Raw genomic sequence first — 17,078 nt, 5'->3', positions numbered from 1 at the left:
TGCCTTTGCTCAAAGCGACGGAGGTCATGGCGATGACGGCACCGGATGTTCATGGGAGTGATTCGACTGGCGGCACGACGCGCCGCAATCTGCTCACGGCTTTTTCCAAAGGCGCTGTCTCGGCGGTGGCCACGCCGCTCACTCCCTGTTGGGCAAAGCCATTGGCAGGTCTCCACATCCGATATGACGATCAGCCCGCAATCCTTCTCAGAAGCAAGGAAGGGCGGTCGCTCAGCCGCGACCGCTATGAGAGCGCGGAAATCGCCTTCATGGGGATCGAAGCAGGATATTTCTCCCATCTGCGTTACCTGCGCGAGACATTGCATCAGGCCGGCAGCGTCGCCAAACTGGCGCTGTGCGCTTATCTCCTCGACGTCGGTTTTTCCGACGCATGGAATGCCGCCCATATTCGGCAGGATATCGACAAGTCACTGGCCTATGCCAACGCCACCGGCTTTGGCCATGACTGCCCGGATATGGGGCGATTGGCGATCATTCTCTCCCCCTTCTGGAAATGGGGGTATCCGCGCCTGCATGGCGACCCGCCGATGGATGACGGCGGGTTCACGTCGGCTGATGTTCGCCATCTCGTGCGCGCACTGCTGGACAGGGTTCATGACCTGACAGGGCATCCGCGCCCAAAAGGCTGTCGGCGGGATCCTCGGGAGGCTCGCGCATGACGACCCCCAGAAGAGACCTCGACCGCTTGCCCTGGCCGATCCGGCAGGAGCTTAGCTGTATTGCTGCTATGCTGTTCGAAGCGTTCGCGGAAATGACCAAAGGCAGATTGTCCGAGCACTATCGGTCAGGCCGAATCCTCGCGCTCATCTTGTATGGCGCTCAAGCAGCGCGGGATCGGGCGCAAGCTCCGCCCGGTGAAGCGTTCCATCTGCTCGTCATCGTCAATCATCCGCGATTGGCGCGGGGCAGTCGCAACTGGACTTTGGTGCACGACCGGCTTCATCGGGCATGGGAGTTTGGCGAAATCGGTCATCCCGTCCGCCTCACCGTAGAAAGCCTGGACCGCTTCAATGCCGCCTTAGCAGAAGGCGTGCCCCACTTCGCATCGATCGCAACCGATGGCGTGGCCGTCTATGCAACGCATGGCTTTCGGCTGACGAGACCGCATAATCTCTCGGTGCCGGAGCGGCGCAGGCTGGGCCTTGCCGAATTTGACCGATGGTATGAACGCGCGAGCGATTTCCTGCTGGGCGCGGCCTTCTTCCAGGATCGCGGCAACGCGCCGATGGCGGCGCTGCTTCTGCATCAAGCCTGCGAACATCTCTATCAGTCCGTGCTGCACGCGCTGACCCTGCACGGCCCGCGTACTCATGCCTTGGATGAGTTACGCGAGGCGGCGGAAACCTGCCTTCCATCTCTTCGTGCTGTCTGGCCGCGAGAAACGCCGTTCGAGCGTCGCGCCTTTGACTGCATCCGGCGCGCCTATTTCGAGGTGCGCTATGGGCAGGCTTATCGGATCAGCGCTGAGGAACTTCTCTGGGCGATGCGCTGCGCTGCCCGATTGCATCGCGACGTCGAGCCTCTGTGTCGCACCTTGCTCGATGGTTCGGCCGCCACGGAAGCTTGTCATGCCTGAGCCGGACGAGAGCAGGATGGCCGCCTATGAGGCCGCCATGAACCAGCTGCCCATTCTCTCGCGCGAGGTGTTTCTGCTGAACCGGCTCGACAATTTGTCGTTCGTGCAAATCGCCGGCCGCCTGATGATCGATCCGGTCGCGGTCGAAGCCTGTTTCGCCGAAGCGATCGGCATGATTTGCGCGACCCTGGATGGCAGGACGCCGCGACGCTGGCGACCTGCCCAGATAGAGCCGGCGGAAAGAGGCTTGCGGCAACGGCATCGCCGCTATTGCGAGCAAGCACTCTCCAGGCTCGGCATGGCCGACACCATGGCTTGGGATGACAGCTCGGACGACGACGAAACCGTGAAGCGCGCGATCGTGACGGCCATGCCCGCGCGGGTCCGACAGGCCTTCGTCCTGCATCAGGTCGAGGGACTGGCTTATGCCGACATTGCCGGCCGCCAGCGGACTTTCCGATGGATGGTCAGGCTGCGCATGCTACGCGCCATCCGCCTTATCGCACGCGGCCCGATGGCGTTCGAGGATTGGCTGAGGCAGCCGCCACCGTGAGGCCATCAGCGAAGCCGCGAATGACGGTCGCCGAGTGCGAGGCTGCCCTTGCACATAGGCGTCGCCACAGTCGACAGAGAGTGACGGTGGCAGCCATTACCATCACGCCAGCAGATGCGCCAATTTCACCGACGCAGCGCTCTCGCGTTTCCCTGCCCGCTACAGGGATTGACCTTCGCTCTTGCTGGTTTCGCCCGTCCCGCCATCAAGCGCATTGCCAATCATCGCGGCCAGCGTCTCTTCCGCTCTGGCACGGACAGCGACGTCCTTTGCGTCTAGGTCATGCCGGATCCACTGCGGCACGCGTTCGATCACGCGCAGGATGATCGCTTTCGTCTGTTCGTCCATGGCGCGGACCTATGCCGTCTCGACGCATCGGGCGCAATGCGATGCCCCGTCCCATGATCGCTAGGGCGTCATTGCGACAAAAGCGTTTCCATCGTCGCGATATGCCCGGCGGGCGGATTGGCGTCGGCAAAGTCAGCGAAGTCGATATATCCAAGGCCACGCAGCGTTTCGCCGATGGCGTAACGGAGATCGTCATTACCCACTGACTTGATGGCTTCTCCCAATGCGGCCAGCCGCGCGTCGTGGCTCATTTTCCTCTCCTTAGGGTGTCAGCTCCGCTGTCATGCGGACATTCGTCGATATGCCTCTCGTCGCGGAGTGGGCAATGCTGTCGATCGCCGAGCCTGTCTTTGCGTAAGGAACCATGGAACACGCGCGCGGCGCAACAGGAAAACTGCCGCGCCATGTCATGCGCTGTCGGGCACCTGTTCCGCAGCAAAGGCACGCTTTCCCTTTCGCTGCCAGATCGCCAGCGCCTTCTCCCGTTCCTCGCTGCGCAACCTGTCCGCCACGGTCAGGAAGGCGCCGTAGAGTGTGGCGCGATCATCGCCGGTGAGGTCGACCAGGCCGGCCTTGGTGACAAGGCCGCCCAGTTCGATCAGATGCCGCGTCCGTTCGCGGCGCTTGACGGCCCAGTCCCGCATATCAGTTCGCGCCTTTCGTGCCTCAAGCCGATGCCGCGCCGCCTTCAAACGGTAGAGTGCCGTCCGGCCGGCGATCAGTTCCGTTCGCGGGCTGGCGTTTTTCGCCGCGAAAGAAGGCAGCGCCCGCCTTGCGCCATGCCTCCATTACCGCCGCATCCTTGCTCTGGGCCGCCTGCAGCAGCGCTCCGGCGAGCAGATCGGCGTCAAGGGCGTCGGCTTGGCATGCCACCACCAGTTCGCCCAGTTGGCGCACGCGGCGTTCCTTGAGCTGCCGTGCCTTGTCGGCGAGCGCTTTCAGTTCCGAATCAAAATCGCGAGGTTTGCGCATGACCAAGTCTCCATTGAATGACGGTGCGCCCATGATAGAAGAAGGACGCCGGTCAGGCAGTAGAGTCGCCGGGACAGGCTGATACCGCCTAGTCCCTTCCGAGAAAAATTCGAGAAGGGCGCGCTTATACGTCGTTCCGACGTGCGCTTGCGCGTAGTAAATGGAAGATCGTCATGGCGATCTTCCATTTCTCCGTTCAGGTCATCAGTCGCGCTTCGGGGCGCAGCGCCGTTTCGGCGGCGGCCTATCGCGCGGGCGAGCGGCTGCACGACGAACGGCTCGATCGCGATCATGATTTCCGCGCCCGCTCCGGTGTCGAGCATAGCGAGATCATGCTGCCCGAAAGCGCGCCAGACCAATGGCGCGACCGCGCGCGGCTGTGGAACGATGTCGAGGCCTTCGAGAAGCGCAGGGACGCGCAGCTTGGCCGCGAAGTTGAGTTCGCCATCCCGCGTGAGATGACCAAGCCGCAGGGCATCGAACTGGCCCGCGATTTCGTGCAGGCCGAGTTTGTCGATCGCGGGATGATCGCCGATCTCAATGTGCATTGGGATATGGGAAGCGACGGCCAGCCCGCACCCCATGCCCATGTCATGCTGACCATGCGGGAAGTCGGACCGGACGGCTTTGGCTCGAAGGTGCGTGAGTGGAATGCGCAGGCGAATGTCGAGCAATGGCGCGAGCGCTGGGCCGACCATGTGAACCAGCGCCTTGCCGAACTGGATATCGATGCCCGCATCGACCATCGCAGCTTGGAGAGCCAGGGCATCGACCTGGAACCGCAAAGCAAGATCGGAGGCCCTGCCCATCGCATGGAGGCGCATGGGCTGGACGCCGATCGGGCCGAGATGCACCGCGAGATCGCGAAGGCCAATGGCGAGCGCATCATCGCCAATCCCGGCATCGCCCTCGACGCGATTACGCATAGCCAGGCCACCTTCACGCGTCGTGATCTGGCGATCTTTCTTCACCGCCACAGCGCCGGGCAAGAGCAGTTCAACGCCGCGACGCATGCGGTGCGAAATTCCGCCGATCTGATTCCGCTGATCGGCACTGTTCACACAAGACAGCAGCAGCGCCTCCACCTCCTCTATTGCGGTATCGGCACGGCGCTTGCCATCTCCCTTCTCTGGCTGGTCTATCCAGGTTGGGGGGCGAGTATAGGACCGCGAGACTGGCTCTGGCCCGAAAGGACCGCCCGCCGAACACTAGGCGAGGAATCCTTATGGAGTGCCGGTATCCGCCTTATGCGTGCTGGAAACCCGACTGGCTGGCAAATGATCATTGAGGCCGCTGACATGAGGAAGGGAAACCTCACTGCTATCAATGCATGCGAAAAGGCTGCGGCCAAGGCTAGAAAGCCTTTGAACTGTACTATCCGGATCGGCAGTACAGAATGGTGAGGGCATCGCCTACGGGTAATTCCCGAACTTGGCGAGCAAGGGATGACCGAATTCCAGATCGCATGTTTGGCGGAATGCCCGCCTTTAAGATCAGCGTATAAAACGCTGCGGCAATTCAGCTTTGGTGTCAATACCCTACCAATCTTCAACCAAAATGGATGATTAAGATAATGAATCAAAAAATTATCATTGCAATGTAGGAAATCGAATGCTTGTCTGGCTAATATTGGGGAATTCATCTGGTTGGGGGGGATGGTCGAGCGATGTCATTCAGTCTGTCGTTCCATTTCAAGTTTTGGCCAAGCGCCTGATAATATGATGGACATCATTTGCTGGTGAACAATGCCGGGATAGGGATCCGGCTGGTGTCTAGTTGCGACGGTTCCAACCAACTGGCAGATTTAAATCATCCAGGGCACGTAGCCTCACCGCTTCGTACGCCAGCTCGGCTGGGCAAGTCATTTTATCATTTTCCGCAACCATCGACAAGAATAAATCCCGTTCTCATCCTGAATACTCAAATGAGCATCAGCACGGCCGGAGTCTACTACATTACAAGTCAAGAATCCTCGAAGTCACAAGCTACGACGTTCAGCAGTGAGGGAGAACGGTTGTGATTCAAGAAAAACTATTGATCAAAATCTCATTGGCAGTATTCCTATCATTTCTTCCTATATCATTGCATGCGTCGCAAACATTGCCGGGTAATGTAATAACTGTTTCCACCGACTTGAGTGGTGTAACCGGATATGCGTTTACCGTATCTGGATCGCGTACGACGAAACCGAGTTGCGCTACAGAAGACACTTGGATGATACCAAACTCTGTTAGCGATAAAGCTAAATCGATGTTTGCGACCATACTCACTGCTTCCGCGAGTGGTAAGCAAATTACTGTTTCCGGAACGGGCTCATGCGATTCAAATTTCCCCACAAGAGAGACGGTAAATTATATCACTCTGCAGTGAGTATTCATCGATGCCTATTCGTTTCTTGATCGCCATCTTTTCTGTCCTTCCAGCTTCAGCTCAAGCAGCCAGCACCACCAGCTACACCTATGATGCGCTCGGGCGACTGGTGAACTCCATCACCGCAGGGACCATCAACAATGGCACGCAAATGAGCATCACCTATGACGCCGCCGATAATAGAACGACCTATCGGGTCACTGGATCGGTGCAAAAGGTCGTCGTGGTACCGCTCAATGACCTGACGGTAATTCCGGTTCAGGATTGAGTTTCCGGCACCGACAAAAAAATTATTGCGAGGAGATTGCCCGTTGGCGAATCCCGTTCAAGGTCGTTTGAGACATTCAAGCCGGACGCTGATGGTAGCCTGCGCAGCTATAGGGCTGCTCGCTGCAAATGCAGCGCAGGCAGCTAATCCGGCCGTCTTCATTCCTACTGCACCTCTCATATCGCCGTCGGGCGCACTCACCTATTATGGCAGTCCGATCAGCCCATCGCCACCAGCAAGCCGTGATCCGATAGTAGCCGAAGCGGCGCGAGCACTGCGTTATGACGTCGACACCATCTATGGGTTCGTACGCGATAACATCCGTCTCACTCCGGTATTTGGCTTGCAGAAGGGAGCCAGGGGCGTCATCCTCGACGGGTACGGATCCGCATTTGACCAGGCTCAGTTCATGGTCGACACCCTGCGCGAAGCGGACGCAGTGGCGGGGAAAGGATATAATCCAGTCTATAAACTGGGGACGATCTCCCTCACATCATCCGAGTTTGCTGCCTGGACCGGTGTCAACGATGCGGCGATAGCTACCAAGTTTCTTGCCAATGGCGGCATTCCAGGGACAGTCACAGGTAGCGGTGGCTCATTCTCGGTGTCCATGCTGCATATTTGGGTGCAGGTTACGATCGACGGCACCAACTATCTCTTCGACCCAAGCTACAAGCCAAGTACGGGTGTGGCTGGCCTCCCCTGGCAGGCACAGACAGGCTACAGTCAGGCGCCGTTGTTGGCAGCTGGGGGTGGGGGGACTGCGACGACCGTGAATGGTTTCAGCATCTCCAATTTCCGAGCGAAGTTGCTAGAGTACAGGGCAAACCTGGAGGCCTATCTCGCGGCCAATGCCGCTGGGAAGCGCGCCGAGGCTGTCGTTGGCGATGAGGTGATTACACCGCACCCGGCTTCCGAAGATCGGCGAACCACACTGCCCTATGCGTCAGCACCGGATAGAAGCTGGGCCGGACAGATTCCGGATATTTTCCGTACGTCCTTCACGGTGAAGCTGAACGGCTCGGCTTACAATATCTATTATGCCGATGTAGACGGCGGGGAGATACTCGGCTTCTCCTATTCCTATTCCGGTGGTCAGTTCATCAAAGGCAGCCAGCTTCATTCGCCGGTCATCGCTTCGAGCTTCCTTGACGCCTGTGATCAATATCTGAGCAACAAGTCCACAGCCGCCACACCGGCGACGGCTTCGATCGACATCAATCATCCCTATGCGGCTAACTCTGGTGGCTATGCTGATAGGACCGTCAGCCGCCAGATCGTATCGCAGGTCTGTGCCAGCGGCCGCTTTTTCGTGTCCAACGACTGGGGCTTTACCGGCAATGGCGTATCTCAGCGAATGGCGCCCGTCGCGGCAGCGATTCGTTCTGATCCCAATCGGACGACGGAATTCACTTTCGGTCCAACCGTCGCGAGCATCGCCAGCCAATATTCCAGCTTCCTCGACATCGCGGGCAAAGCGCAATCGTCGATCTTTCAGGTGCATGACCTGATCGGCATCCATGTGCTCGACAATGTAAACTTCAACGTTGATCCGCCAAATACAATGAGCCTGTCGACCAACCCATCGTTGAGCTTCGAAGCAGCGGTCAGCGCTTTTGGTAAGACGGGCACGACAGCATCGGATGTGACGGCAGCCTATTCCGCTGGTCTCGGCTTGTCCTATGCAGAAAGCGCTGTTCCTCGTCAGGAAACCGATTCCGTCTATGACATGGCGGCACTCAGCCTTGTAACTCAGCAGGACACCCGCGCGACATCACCCGGGACCTACACAACCTATCTGGCCAACCCATCGGCCAGTCCTGCATGGTCCAGCGTTCAAAGCTCGCTTGTGGGCTATCCTAGTGGCTCGACAGGCGCGGCCTCGACCTATGTGTCGGAAGGCTACTCCTTGCTGATCCCGCAGCGTGGAGCGCTTCGTCAGCCCCCTATCTCGGTACAGATAGGCACCTCCACATCCTATCGAACCGGCAGGCTCTGGGAAGGGTCCGGTCCGGGAAGCACGGCGAGTGAATTGACGCGTTCCGCTTTCCTTGCCTGGCGTCCATCCACTGGAGCAGGCTCGGTGCCTGATCGCATCGCCCTCGTACTTTACGATCAGCGGCGTGGAAGCATCCTTAAGGCTGGTGTCGGGGTGCCTATCCAGACGGGTACCAATGCAGCCCCGGTTCGTAAGCCGGACGCGCCGAAGGTCGAGAGCAAGGATTTTATCCGGGCGGCGCTGAGCGTGGATGGACAAAGTGGCGCGCTATCCTATGCCCCCGCTCCTGACCTGACCGATGGTGCGGGGGATTTCCCTCGTTCGCTCAGCCTCCAGCGCGTCTATTCTCAGCGCGATCAAACCAACTATGGCTTCGGCATGGGCTGGAAAAGCAACTGGTACCAGGTTGCGACCATGTCTAACGATGGTCGACTGGGGCTTGGAGATGGCGGGGCGCAGGCGGTCGCCAGTGCGCTTGTGGCGATCCAAGCAATGGGCGATCTCACAACCACGCAGGATGCCCAGCATCTCTATGCCGCCCTGCAAACGGCGTCCTGGCTGACCGATCAGACCATCAATAACAGCATTGTCGTCAGTCGCGGGCTGGACTCCGATCATGCCTTCTATCGACAGGCGTCGGGCAGCTTTGTGAGCGCGAAGGCCGATGGCGCTACCCTGACGATGACTGGATCGCCATCCATTGGCATTATCAACCGGCGCCTCTATCTCGACACGAGCTTCTCCTTCACCGATCGGGACGGGTCGATACGGACTTATCCCAATCTTTCAGCTGCGCCGGTCGATATTTCCTCGCCTGGCATTGCTAGCGCATACACGCGTAAATTTGTCTACATGGATCAATGGGCTTTCCCCAACGGGATCAAGATCAATGCCGCCTATACGTCGACATTGCAGGCGGACATATATTATCTTTTCAGAGCGTATAATAACCTTGGCGCTTCAATAAAGAGCCAGGACTACGATTATGGCTCAGCAACGGACTTCCCTTACTGTCAGGTCAATGGGGGGCTGGTTTATTATGATCCGCCTTACCCTGCGAAGATAAGCTATATCACCCCCAGTCGGCAGGTCAGCTTTGGCATGGACGCGCAGGTGGGGTGGCAGCTTACTGTGGATCCGGACGGTGCACGTTGCCCCGCGGGGACCAAGTCTCCGCCGATGCGTCAGCTCCAATATGTCTCTTACCTGCGTTCCGTCGTAGATCCTGCCAACAAGTCTTGGCCCGTCGGATATGCGAGCGTGGGCGGCATGTTTGGCGCGACGTCAGGCTTGGGTCAGATATACAAGCCGAGCAACACATCCCCGGATATCACCGTCACCTACGGCGGCGACGGCAACGTGCGGAGCTTCACGAACCTGCGCGGAAATAGCTGGAACTATTATTCCACGCCGTTTCGCTCTGAAAGCGTATCGCCACTTCAGGCCGCTTCACCTGGTCGAGGCAATGTCACCTACTATGACCAATATGGGCAGGCGATCCGTTCAGTCGATCCGTTGCTGCGCACGACGACAACGATCTATGATGCTTGGGGGCGCCCGCAACTGGTGACGCAGCCCGAAGGCAACGCGACGCAGAGCGCTTATGACGCGCGCGGTAACCCCATCACACAGACGCTCAAGCCTAAGCCGGGATCGGGTCTGGCCGACCTTGTCACCAACACGGCCTATGGCGAAGGCGTGACCGTCATCACCTGCACAAACATCGTTACCTGCAACAAGCCGATCTACACGATTGATCCGCTCGGTTACCGTTCGGATTATGGCTGGGACGGCTCCACCGGTATGCCACTGTCTGTCCGGAGGGGATGGAACAGTGCGGGCACAGCCTGCCAAATCAGTACGGGCGGGGGGTGCCCTTCCGTCACCTTCGGCTATGGATCGGGCCTGACGGGCTTTGACCCCTATACCGGCAGCAGTTCTGGACCGATCTATCTGCCGCTGACTCAGGTCGAGGCGGTGCAGAGCGGAACAACCACCACAGCCTATGGCTACACACTCAAGGCCTTCACTTCGACCTATGCGCCTTTGAGTTTGCAGAATGTTCGAAAGCTTGTGCCAACGCAGGTCACGGTCGACAATGGCGGCCTCAATCTCGTCACCTGCTTTGACTATGATGATGCGGGCAATGTCATATCCGACCGATCGCCGCGCGGGGGAGGGACTTGCCCATGAGCCGGCCCCCTTTGCTCTGGATCGCATCGCTCGCGCTATCGATCCTGCCATCGCCGTGGGTGCCCACCATCGTTAGCGCGCAGACAAGCGCGGCTCCGTTTCAAACTGGCTATCGCTGGGACTTCGAACGGCGGCTGGTGGGTAAGATTTCGCCTTACCCCGACGACGGCAACCCAACATATTATCCAGCCGAGCGCTATAGCTACAATGCCGATGGGCAGTTGATCAGCATCGAGACGGGCATCCTGTCAGCCTGGCAAAGTCAGACTGTCCTGCCGTCAGCCTGGAGCGGGTTTACCATCCGCAAGATCGTGACCTACAGCTACGATGTCGCGGGCAATCAAACCGAGGAACGTGTCAGCGCCGGGGGTGCTGTACAGACGGCCACCCAGATGTCGAGTGACGCAGACGATCGGTTGATGTGCAGCGCAGTGCGGATGAATCTCGGCGCGATTCCGGCAACCGGGTCCGACGCCTGTGCCCAAGGCAGTGGCGGTCAGGACCGGATCACACGGACCATCTACGATACAGCCAATCAAGTGCTGCAGATTCGGCGTGGAGTGGGAACGCCGTTTGAACAGTCCAATGTAACCTACAGCTACACCTTGAACGGCAAGAAGGAATATATCGTCGACGCCAACGGCAACAAAGCGCGTTTCACATATGACAGCTTTGATCGTCACCGTTACTGGTTTTTCCCATCTCCGGTCCGGCCGTCCGCCTATGACGGCTCCACGCCTGCATCCGCGCTGGCAACTGCGGGCAACAATTCGACGTCCGACTTCGAACTTTACGGCTACGATGCCAACAACAATCGGTCGTCGATAAGAAAACGCGACGGACGGTCGATCAGCTTCGGCTATGACGCCGTCAACCGCATGCGGATCAAGAACCTGCCGGACACGACGGTGGGCGATGTCTATTACGGCTACGATCCACGCGGGTTGCAACTCGTCGCGGCATTCGGATCCCTCGGTGGCGAGGGCGTGACGAACAGCTATGACAACGCGGGACGACTTACGAGCAGCGCTAATAATGTCGGAGGAACGAGTCGGACGCTGACCCATTATTATGACGCGAACGGCAATCGGACTCGGCTTGAATATCCCGACTATAACGTGACGAATAACCGCTATGTGGTGTTCGACTATGACGGGCTGGATCGGATGGGCGCGATCCGCCAGGGCGTGGCATCAGGCAGCCCGCCGCTGGTTGCGTCCTTCGTCTATAATGATCGGGGCGAACGGGCCTGTTGGTATTCCAATGTCGTAGCGCCCTGCGATTCGGGAACAGCCAACCGGACCGGTTACAGTTACGATGCCATTGGTCGCCTCGCCAGCATCAATCTCGATATCGCTGGGACGGCGCAGGATGTCACCTTCTGCATGGGCGTGCTGAGCGGTAGCTGTGCGCCTTCCTACAATCCCGCGAGCCAGGTCATGGCGCGTACGATCAGCAATGATCTCTATGCCGTTAAAGGGCAATTCAATGCCAATCGCCCGTATGTGGTGAATGGCCTCAACCAATATGTGACTGCAGGCACCAGCACACCCACCTATGACGGCAATGGCAATCTGACCGCTTTCGAAGGAACTAGCTACGGCTATGATGTCGAAAACCGGTTGGTCAGCGCCAGCGGGGCGAAGAGCGCGAATCTCACTTATGATCCGATGGGCCGCCTGAGCACGACATCAAGTGCGGGGATGACGACGCGCTTCCTCTATGACGGCGATGAACTGGTGGGAGAATATGACGGGGCGGGCACAATGCTGCGCCGCTACGTTCATGGCCCCAATACCGATGAACCCATCCTCTGGTATGAGGGGCCGTCCATGTCGCCCCGGCGCGTGCTGCGGGCTGATCATCAAGGTAGCATCGTTTCGGTCGCTGAAAGCGCGGGCACAAGCATCGCTATCAACAGCTATGACGAGTGGGGCAATCCGGGGCCGGATAATCTCGGGCGGTTCGCTTATACCGGGCAGATTGTCATTCCCGAACTGGGGCTGTATCACTATAAGGCAAGAGTCTATTCTCCAAGGCTTGGGAGGTTCCTGCAAACCGATCCTGTCGGATATGATGATCAGATCAATCTCTATGCTTATGTCGCAAACGATTCCCTCAATAAGACAGACCCGAGCGGGACGATATCGATCAGTAGCTGCGCGGCTGATGACCGGGGAAACGTAAGCGCCAGTTGTGCCGGAGGCACTTCTCCCGAGGGAGGTGCGGCAAACGGCTTCAAGGGACAGGAAGGGAATTGGAGGCGGGCAAGATCTCCTGTGCTCCCTAAGCAGGCAAAAACGACGTCTGGAGCATCGTCGCTAGGGGCGTTGGCGAGAAGCTTGGGTAAAGGTATCATGGCGTGCACAACGTCAAGCGCCTGCGGCCTAAGCGAGGGATACGTGACTGTCTATCGAGCAGTTGACGGTAAGGAAATCCAATCTGTAATGAAAACTGGAACCTATGGATTTTCGCCTAATCGTAGCGGGAAATATTTTGCATTGACCCAAAAGGGAGCTGAAGAAATACAAAAATCATATCCGCAAAGCGTGTTTATGACAAGAATTAGCATACCGCTAAGAGTTTTTGAAAGTGGGTCTAGATTTCCGGATTCAGGAGGCGCCGGCCCAAGTGTACATTTTTCTGACCCGCAACTACCAACGGTATATTCAACGATGACGCCGATTGAAATTCTACATGGAGATCAACCGTGAATGTTGAAGAATTTGCAGATAGAATGAATTTAGCTGTAAAAGATTTATTAAAAAATTTTGGCTCAAGTGAATATGCTGAAAAATTTATTTTAAACCATAATGGTTATCACGAATTGCAATCAGTTGCGGAGATTTCCAGAGCAATATATTGCGGAAATGGTAAATTTCCCAAGAGTATAGATATTGGATTAACTAATAATTTGAGTATAAACGAAGTTTATATTGTCGTTTCTGGCCATGATTTTGTTACTTATGATGAAGTAAAGAAAAATTTATATGGGCTACCTATAAATATTATGGGAAGAGCTCTTTGATTTTATTTGTATCATCCGCTGCCAGCGCAGGAGTTACGAAAAGATTATTGTATAATGGTGCCGAACTGGCCGGCGAATGTGACGGAAGTGGCATCGGCGCGTTCAGTAGGTGCATCATCAAAGACACACCGGTTCGGTCATCGATGTCTCGGGCAACAGTCTTGGCATCAACCGCTACGACGAATGGGCAATCCGGGGACCCGGGGTCGGGCAATGTGGGAAGGTTCGCTCATGCCGAGTAGATCGTCATCCCTGAATTGAAGGTTCCCCTACGGCTTAATCCTTTGCCTAAACGTCGCAAACGATTCCGTGAATGGAGGTCCGTTTCGAGCATAACACTCGCGAGACGCTGCTCAATGTTATCGGGCGCTTCCTTCTTAGCGAGGCCCGCGCAGGAACATTTCGCAATGCACCGCTCGTCGTCTTCCTGGACGAGGCCCACCAGTTCCTTGGCCGAACCGTTGGTGACGACAACATCAATCGTCCCTATGCAGTGAATGGCCTCAACCAATATGTCACCGCGGGCACCAGCACACCCAGCTATGATGCCAATGGCAATTTGACCAGCTTCGAAGGAACCAGCTACGGCTATGATGTCGAAAACCGACTGATCAGCGCCGGCGGCGTGAAGAGCGCGGATCTCACCTATGATCCGATGGGTCGCCTCAGCACGACGTCAAGCGCGGGGGTGACGACGCGCTTCCTCTATGACGGCGATGAACTGGTGGGAGAATATGACGGGGCAGGCACGATGCTGCGCCGTTATGTCCATGGCCCCAGCACCGATGAGCCCATCCTGTGGTATGAAGGGCCGTCCATGTCGCCCCGACGCGTGCTGCGGGCTGATCATCAAGGCAGCATCGTGTCAGTCGCTGAGAGCGCGGGCACAAGCATCGCTATCAACAGCTATGACGAGTGGGGCAATGTATGCATCCGGCGAGACGCGCCTTGTCGTGAGGTAGGGGCCTGCTCTTAAGAACGCTCTCGAGAGCACGCTTAGGAGCAGTGGATGCGGCAGATCACGGTGATGACCGGGCCGGAACGGCGGCGGCGCTGGAGCGACGAGGAACGGCTCCAGATTTTGGCAGAAGCCTTTGCGCCTGGGGCCAGCGTTTTGGCTGTGGCGCGTCGGCACGATATTTCCACGGCGCGCATTTACACGTGGCGCAACAAGCTGCGGCAGCCGCCCGCCCTGACGGAGTTCGCCGAGGCGGTGGTTGACGATGGCGAACAGCAGAATGCGCACCAGGCCGCAATGCCGGTGATCATCGTGGATCTGGGTGGCAAAGGGCGCGTGAGCATATCTGCGTCGGCACCAGCTGCCTTGGTGTCGGCAGCGCTCAAGGCCCTGCGATGATCCCAGCTGGCGCGCGGGTGTGGATTGCGATGGGCCACACAGATATGCGGCGCGGCATGCAGAGCTTGGCAGCAATGGTGCAGCAGAGCTTCTCGCGAGACCCATTTGCCGGCGATCTTTGGGTCTTTCGCGGGCGCAGCGGGGCGCTTGTGAAGATAATCTGGCACGACGGCCTCGGGATGTCGTTATATTCGAAGCGATTGGAACGAGGGAAGTTCATTTGGCCCGCCGCGAAGGACGGCGTGGTGTCGCTGACGAGCTCACAGCTGGCCTGCCTGCTCGACGGAGTGGACTGGCGGAACCCGCAATATAGCTGGCGCCCACAGAGCGCAGGATAGGCGCAGATTTTCTCGGCGGAGGCTGCATTTTCCGCTTCATCCGGGAGGTTTTCTATGATTCCATCCAAGTTGTGGACGCCGCCGTTTCGCCCCTGCCTGACGATATCGAAGCGCTCAAGGCGTTGGTACGGCTCAGTGCGCAGCGCGCCGATGAAGCCGAACAGCGGGCCACGAGCGCTGAAGCCGAACTGGCCAATGCCCGTGCCCGGGAGAGCGCCACCGAGGCGTTGATCTCGCACTACAAGTTGCAGATCGCCAAGCTCAGGCGCGAGCAGTACGGCCCCAGCGCCGAACGCACCCGCCGGCTTCTTGCGCAGATGGAGTTTGAGCTCGAAGATTTGGAGGCCGACGCCGCCGAAGATGATCTGGCCGCCGAGGCCGCCGCGACAAAGGCGACGAACGTCACCGCCTTTGAGCGCAAGAGGCCAGTTAAAAAACCGTTCCCCGTCCATTTGCCCCGCGACCGCGTCGTCGTTCCGGCGCCCTGTTCCTGTCCGGCCTGTGGCGGCATGCGCCTGTCGAAGCTGGGCGAGGATGTAACCGAGACGCTGGAGGTAATCCCGCGTGCCTGGAAGGTCATCCAGACCGTACGCGAGAAATTCTCCTGCCGTGACTGCGAGAAGATCACGCAGCCGCCCGCGCCATTCCATGTCGTGCCGCGTGGCTGGGCAGGGCCAAGCTTCCTCGCCATGCTGCTGTTCGAGAAGTATGGGCAGCACCAGCCGCTCAACCGCCAGGCGGAGCGCTTCGCTCGCGAAGGCGTGCCGCTGAGCGTCTCCACGCTTGCCGATCAGGTTGGTGCGGCGTCCTTCGCCTTGATGCCCATCTTTCGGCTGATCGAGGCCCATGTCTTTGCCGCCGAGCGCGTGCATGGCGACGATACCACCGTGCCGGTCATGGCCAAGGGCAAGACCGATACCGGTAGATTATGGGATTATGTCCGGGATGACCGCCCGTTCGGCGGCGCCGATCCGCCGGCGGTGGTTTTCTATTATTCGCGCGACCGGCGCGGGGAACATCCCCAGGCGCACCTCGCGTCCTGGTCCGGGATTCTGCAGGCTGATGCCTATGCGGGCTATTTTGAGCTGTACGCTCCCAACCGCCAGCCTGGTCTCATCCTGGAGGCAGGATGCTTTGCTCACGCGCGCAGGAAGTTCTTCGAACTTGCTGACGTCGAGGGCGCTGCGCGCAAGAAGAGCCGCGGCGAGCGGACTGGCCCGATCTATCCGATTGCGCTGGAGGCGGTGCAGAAGCTGGACGCCCTGTTCGACGTTGAGCGCGGTATCAACGGCAAGACACCAGCGGAGCGGCTTGCCGCCCGTCAGGAGTTGAGCGCGCCACTGATCGCCGAACTGCACGACTGGTTGAACGCCCAACTCGCCAAGCTGTCGCGTAACCATGATCTCGCCAAGGCTATCAACTATATGCTTCGGCGCTGGGACTCCTTCACCCGCTTCCTCGTCGATGGCAGGGTATGCCTCACGAACAACGCAGCGGAACGGGCGCTACGCTGTGTGCCACTCGGGCGGAAAGCATGGCTATTTTGCGGCTCCGATCGCGGCGGTCAGCGCGCCGCCATCATGTTTTCACTCATTCAAAGCTGTCGCCTCAACGACCTCGATCCCCAGGCTTGGCTCGCCGACGTCCTTGCCCGCATCGCCGGTCATCCGGCTAATCGGCTTGGCGATCTGCTCCCATGGAATTGGAAACCAACAGCGTTGAAGCTGGAGCCGTGATCTCATAGCATCACGGCATGGAATTTGACCCGCAACCCGAACTGATTGAATCCTCTCTCTGCCGGTCCATCGAACAGGCGGGCGTACGGCTGACCATCAACATCGTGCGGCTCGCCACCGAACGTGGCTGGTCCCTCGAGGTCGTCAACGAGCACGGCACCTCGACGGTCTGGGACAATCTATTCCCCACCGACCGCGATGCCGATGCTGCATTCCGCGATGTGCTCGCTCAAGAAGGCGTCGAGGCCTTCCTCGGCAAGTAAGATGCCAAATCCCCCAGCAAACCGTCAGTAGCCGCGGTCCTCACCGGATGCGTACG

Annotated in this window: 18 protein-coding genes; 13 read left to right on the top strand and 5 right to left on the bottom strand. The window is 58.4% G+C overall.

The window, feature by feature from the left end; all coding sequences use genetic code 11:
- The first annotated feature begins 32 nt into the window (after window positions 1-32).
- Genes DM806_RS03200 through DM806_RS03190 form a run of 3 tightly spaced genes read left to right on the top strand, consistent with a single transcriptional unit; the run spans window position 33 to window position 2,150 of the window.
- Window positions 33-680, top strand: coding sequence for a hypothetical protein (locus DM806_RS03200; RefSeq protein WP_179041804.1), 648 nt, complete (start codon window positions 33-35; stop codon window positions 678-680).
- On the top strand, window positions 677-1,597 hold the full coding sequence (locus DM806_RS03195) for a HEPN domain-containing protein (RefSeq protein ID WP_179041803.1): 921 nt from the start codon (window positions 677-679) through the stop codon (window positions 1,595-1,597). The genes DM806_RS03200 and DM806_RS03195 overlap by 4 nt, the downstream gene beginning before the upstream one ends.
- The gene (locus DM806_RS03190) at window positions 1,590-2,150 is read left to right on the top strand and encodes a sigma factor-like helix-turn-helix DNA-binding protein (protein ID WP_179041802.1); all 561 of its coding nucleotides are present in this window, start codon (window positions 1,590-1,592) and stop codon (window positions 2,148-2,150) included. The genes DM806_RS03195 and DM806_RS03190 overlap by 8 nt, the downstream gene beginning before the upstream one ends.
- Before the next feature lie 159 nt (window positions 2,151-2,309).
- Here DM806_RS03190 and DM806_RS03185 read toward each other — a convergent pair whose 3' ends face one another.
- The 4 genes from DM806_RS03185 to traD all read right to left on the bottom strand — a co-directional run bounded on the left by DM806_RS03185 (window position 2,310) and on the right by traD (window position 3,470).
- Window positions 2,310-2,498: a hypothetical protein gene (locus DM806_RS03185; RefSeq protein WP_179041801.1), complete on the bottom strand. Its 189-nt coding sequence runs from the start codon at window positions 2,496-2,498 to the stop codon at window positions 2,310-2,312.
- Window positions 2,499-2,566: 68 nt separating this feature from the next.
- Window positions 2,567-2,749: a hypothetical protein gene (locus DM806_RS03180; RefSeq protein WP_179041800.1), complete on the bottom strand. Its 183-nt coding sequence runs from the start codon at window positions 2,747-2,749 to the stop codon at window positions 2,567-2,569.
- A 156-nt stretch (window positions 2,750-2,905) separates the two neighbouring features.
- Entirely contained in the window at window positions 2,906-3,142 is a 237-nt protein-coding gene (locus DM806_RS03175; protein WP_179041799.1) for a conjugal transfer protein TraD, read from the bottom strand.
- Window positions 3,143-3,164: 22 nt separating this feature from the next.
- Window positions 3,165-3,470: a conjugal transfer protein TraD gene (traD, locus tag DM806_RS03170; protein ID WP_179041798.1), complete on the bottom strand. Its 306-nt coding sequence runs from the start codon at window positions 3,468-3,470 to the stop codon at window positions 3,165-3,167.
- A gap of 173 nt (window positions 3,471-3,643) precedes the next feature.
- On the opposite strand from traD, the gene mobQ reads away from it, so the two are divergent.
- Entirely contained in the window at window positions 3,644-4,873 is a 1,230-nt protein-coding gene (gene mobQ, locus DM806_RS03165; RefSeq protein WP_256869079.1) for a MobQ family relaxase, read from the top strand.
- Between the two features lie 618 nt (window positions 4,874-5,491).
- On the opposite strand, the gene DM806_RS03160 is transcribed toward mobQ, so the two are convergent.
- Window positions 5,492-5,734 (bottom strand): hypothetical protein, encoded by a 243-nt coding sequence (locus tag DM806_RS03160; RefSeq protein ID WP_179041797.1) that lies wholly within the window; start codon window positions 5,732-5,734, stop codon window positions 5,492-5,494.
- Window positions 5,735-5,850: 116 nt separating this feature from the next.
- Here DM806_RS03160 and DM806_RS03155 point away from each other — a divergent pair, with 116 nt between their 5' ends.
- The 9 genes from DM806_RS03155 (at window position 5,851) to DM806_RS03115 (ending at window position 17,022) form a co-directional block, all read left to right on the top strand.
- The gene (locus DM806_RS03155) at window positions 5,851-6,108 is read left to right on the top strand and encodes a hypothetical protein (RefSeq protein ID WP_179041796.1); all 258 of its coding nucleotides are present in this window, start codon (window positions 5,851-5,853) and stop codon (window positions 6,106-6,108) included.
- 43 nt (window positions 6,109-6,151) lie between these two features.
- On the top strand, window positions 6,152-10,300 hold the full coding sequence (locus DM806_RS03150; RefSeq protein WP_179041795.1) for an RHS repeat domain-containing protein: 4,149 nt from the start codon (window positions 6,152-6,154) through the stop codon (window positions 10,298-10,300).
- On the top strand, window positions 10,297-13,014 hold the full coding sequence (locus DM806_RS03145) for an RHS repeat domain-containing protein (RefSeq protein ID WP_179041794.1): 2,718 nt from the start codon (window positions 10,297-10,299) through the stop codon (window positions 13,012-13,014). The genes DM806_RS03150 and DM806_RS03145 overlap by 4 nt, the downstream gene beginning before the upstream one ends.
- Window positions 13,011-13,328 carry a hypothetical protein gene (locus tag DM806_RS03140; RefSeq protein WP_179041793.1) on the top strand — a complete coding sequence of 106 codons (318 nt, stop codon included), beginning with the start codon at window positions 13,011-13,013 and terminating at the stop codon, window positions 13,326-13,328. Before DM806_RS03145 ends, DM806_RS03140 begins: the two co-directional genes overlap by 4 nt.
- A gap of 313 nt (window positions 13,329-13,641) precedes the next feature.
- A complete protein-coding gene (locus tag DM806_RS26960) occupies window positions 13,642-14,304 on the top strand; it encodes a hypothetical protein (RefSeq protein WP_218647340.1) in 663 nt (220 codons plus the stop codon).
- Window positions 14,305-14,337: 33 nt separating this feature from the next.
- On the top strand, window positions 14,338-14,685 hold the full coding sequence (tnpA, locus tag DM806_RS03130; RefSeq protein WP_062788688.1) for an IS66-like element accessory protein TnpA: 348 nt from the start codon (window positions 14,338-14,340) through the stop codon (window positions 14,683-14,685).
- On the top strand, window positions 14,682-15,023 hold the full coding sequence (gene tnpB, locus DM806_RS03125; protein WP_019052498.1) for an IS66 family insertion sequence element accessory protein TnpB: 342 nt from the start codon (window positions 14,682-14,684) through the stop codon (window positions 15,021-15,023). The genes tnpA and tnpB overlap by 4 nt, the downstream gene beginning before the upstream one ends.
- A 71-nt stretch (window positions 15,024-15,094) precedes the next feature.
- Window positions 15,095-16,759 carry an IS66 family transposase gene (gene tnpC, locus DM806_RS03120; protein ID WP_179041790.1) on the top strand — a complete coding sequence of 555 codons (1,665 nt, stop codon included), beginning with the start codon at window positions 15,095-15,097 and terminating at the stop codon, window positions 16,757-16,759.
- 17 nt (window positions 16,760-16,776) lie between these two features.
- Complete coding sequence (locus tag DM806_RS03115) at window positions 16,777-17,022, top strand: hypothetical protein (RefSeq protein WP_019052496.1); 246 nt, start codon at window positions 16,777-16,779, stop codon at window positions 17,020-17,022.
- Window positions 17,023-17,078: the final 56 nt, after the last annotated feature.

The organism is Sphingobium lactosutens, from assembly GCF_013393185.1.
GTDB classification, from domain to species: Bacteria; Pseudomonadota; Alphaproteobacteria; order Sphingomonadales; family Sphingomonadaceae; genus Sphingobium; species Sphingobium lactosutens_A.
This window is presented reverse-complemented; position numbering and strand designations above follow the sequence as displayed.

Coding starts and splice junctions, on each gene's coding strand:
- DM806_RS26960 (WP_218647340.1), top strand. CDS start 13,642: ATGGAGGTCCGTTTCGAGCATAACACTCGCGAGACGCTGCTCAATGTT.
- DM806_RS03155 (WP_179041796.1), top strand. CDS start 5,851: ATGCCTATTCGTTTCTTGATCGCCATCTTTTCTGTCCTTCCAGCTTCA.
- DM806_RS03160 (WP_179041797.1), bottom strand. CDS start 5,734: ATGGTCGCAAACATCGATTTAGCTTTATCGCTAACAGAGTTTGGTATC.
- DM806_RS03145 (WP_179041794.1), top strand. CDS start 10,297: ATGAGCCGGCCCCCTTTGCTCTGGATCGCATCGCTCGCGCTATCGATC.
- tnpB (WP_019052498.1), top strand. CDS start 14,682: ATGATCCCAGCTGGCGCGCGGGTGTGGATTGCGATGGGCCACACAGAT.
- traD (WP_179041798.1), bottom strand. CDS start 3,470: ATGCGCAAACCTCGCGATTTTGATTCGGAACTGAAAGCGCTCGCCGAC.
- DM806_RS03190 (WP_179041802.1), top strand. CDS start 1,590: ATGCCTGAGCCGGACGAGAGCAGGATGGCCGCCTATGAGGCCGCCATG.
- DM806_RS03185 (WP_179041801.1), bottom strand. CDS start 2,498: ATGGACGAACAGACGAAAGCGATCATCCTGCGCGTGATCGAACGCGTG.
- DM806_RS03180 (WP_179041800.1), bottom strand. CDS start 2,749: ATGAGCCACGACGCGCGGCTGGCCGCATTGGGAGAAGCCATCAAGTCA.
- DM806_RS03175 (WP_179041799.1), bottom strand. CDS start 3,142: ATGCGGGACTGGGCCGTCAAGCGCCGCGAACGGACGCGGCATCTGATC.
- mobQ (WP_256869079.1), top strand. CDS start 3,644: ATGGCGATCTTCCATTTCTCCGTTCAGGTCATCAGTCGCGCTTCGGGG.
- DM806_RS03200 (WP_179041804.1), top strand. CDS start 33: ATGACGGCACCGGATGTTCATGGGAGTGATTCGACTGGCGGCACGACG.
- DM806_RS03115 (WP_019052496.1), top strand. CDS start 16,777: ATGGAATTTGACCCGCAACCCGAACTGATTGAATCCTCTCTCTGCCGG.
- tnpA (WP_062788688.1), top strand. CDS start 14,338: ATGCGGCAGATCACGGTGATGACCGGGCCGGAACGGCGGCGGCGCTGG.
- DM806_RS03195 (WP_179041803.1), top strand. CDS start 677: ATGACGACCCCCAGAAGAGACCTCGACCGCTTGCCCTGGCCGATCCGG.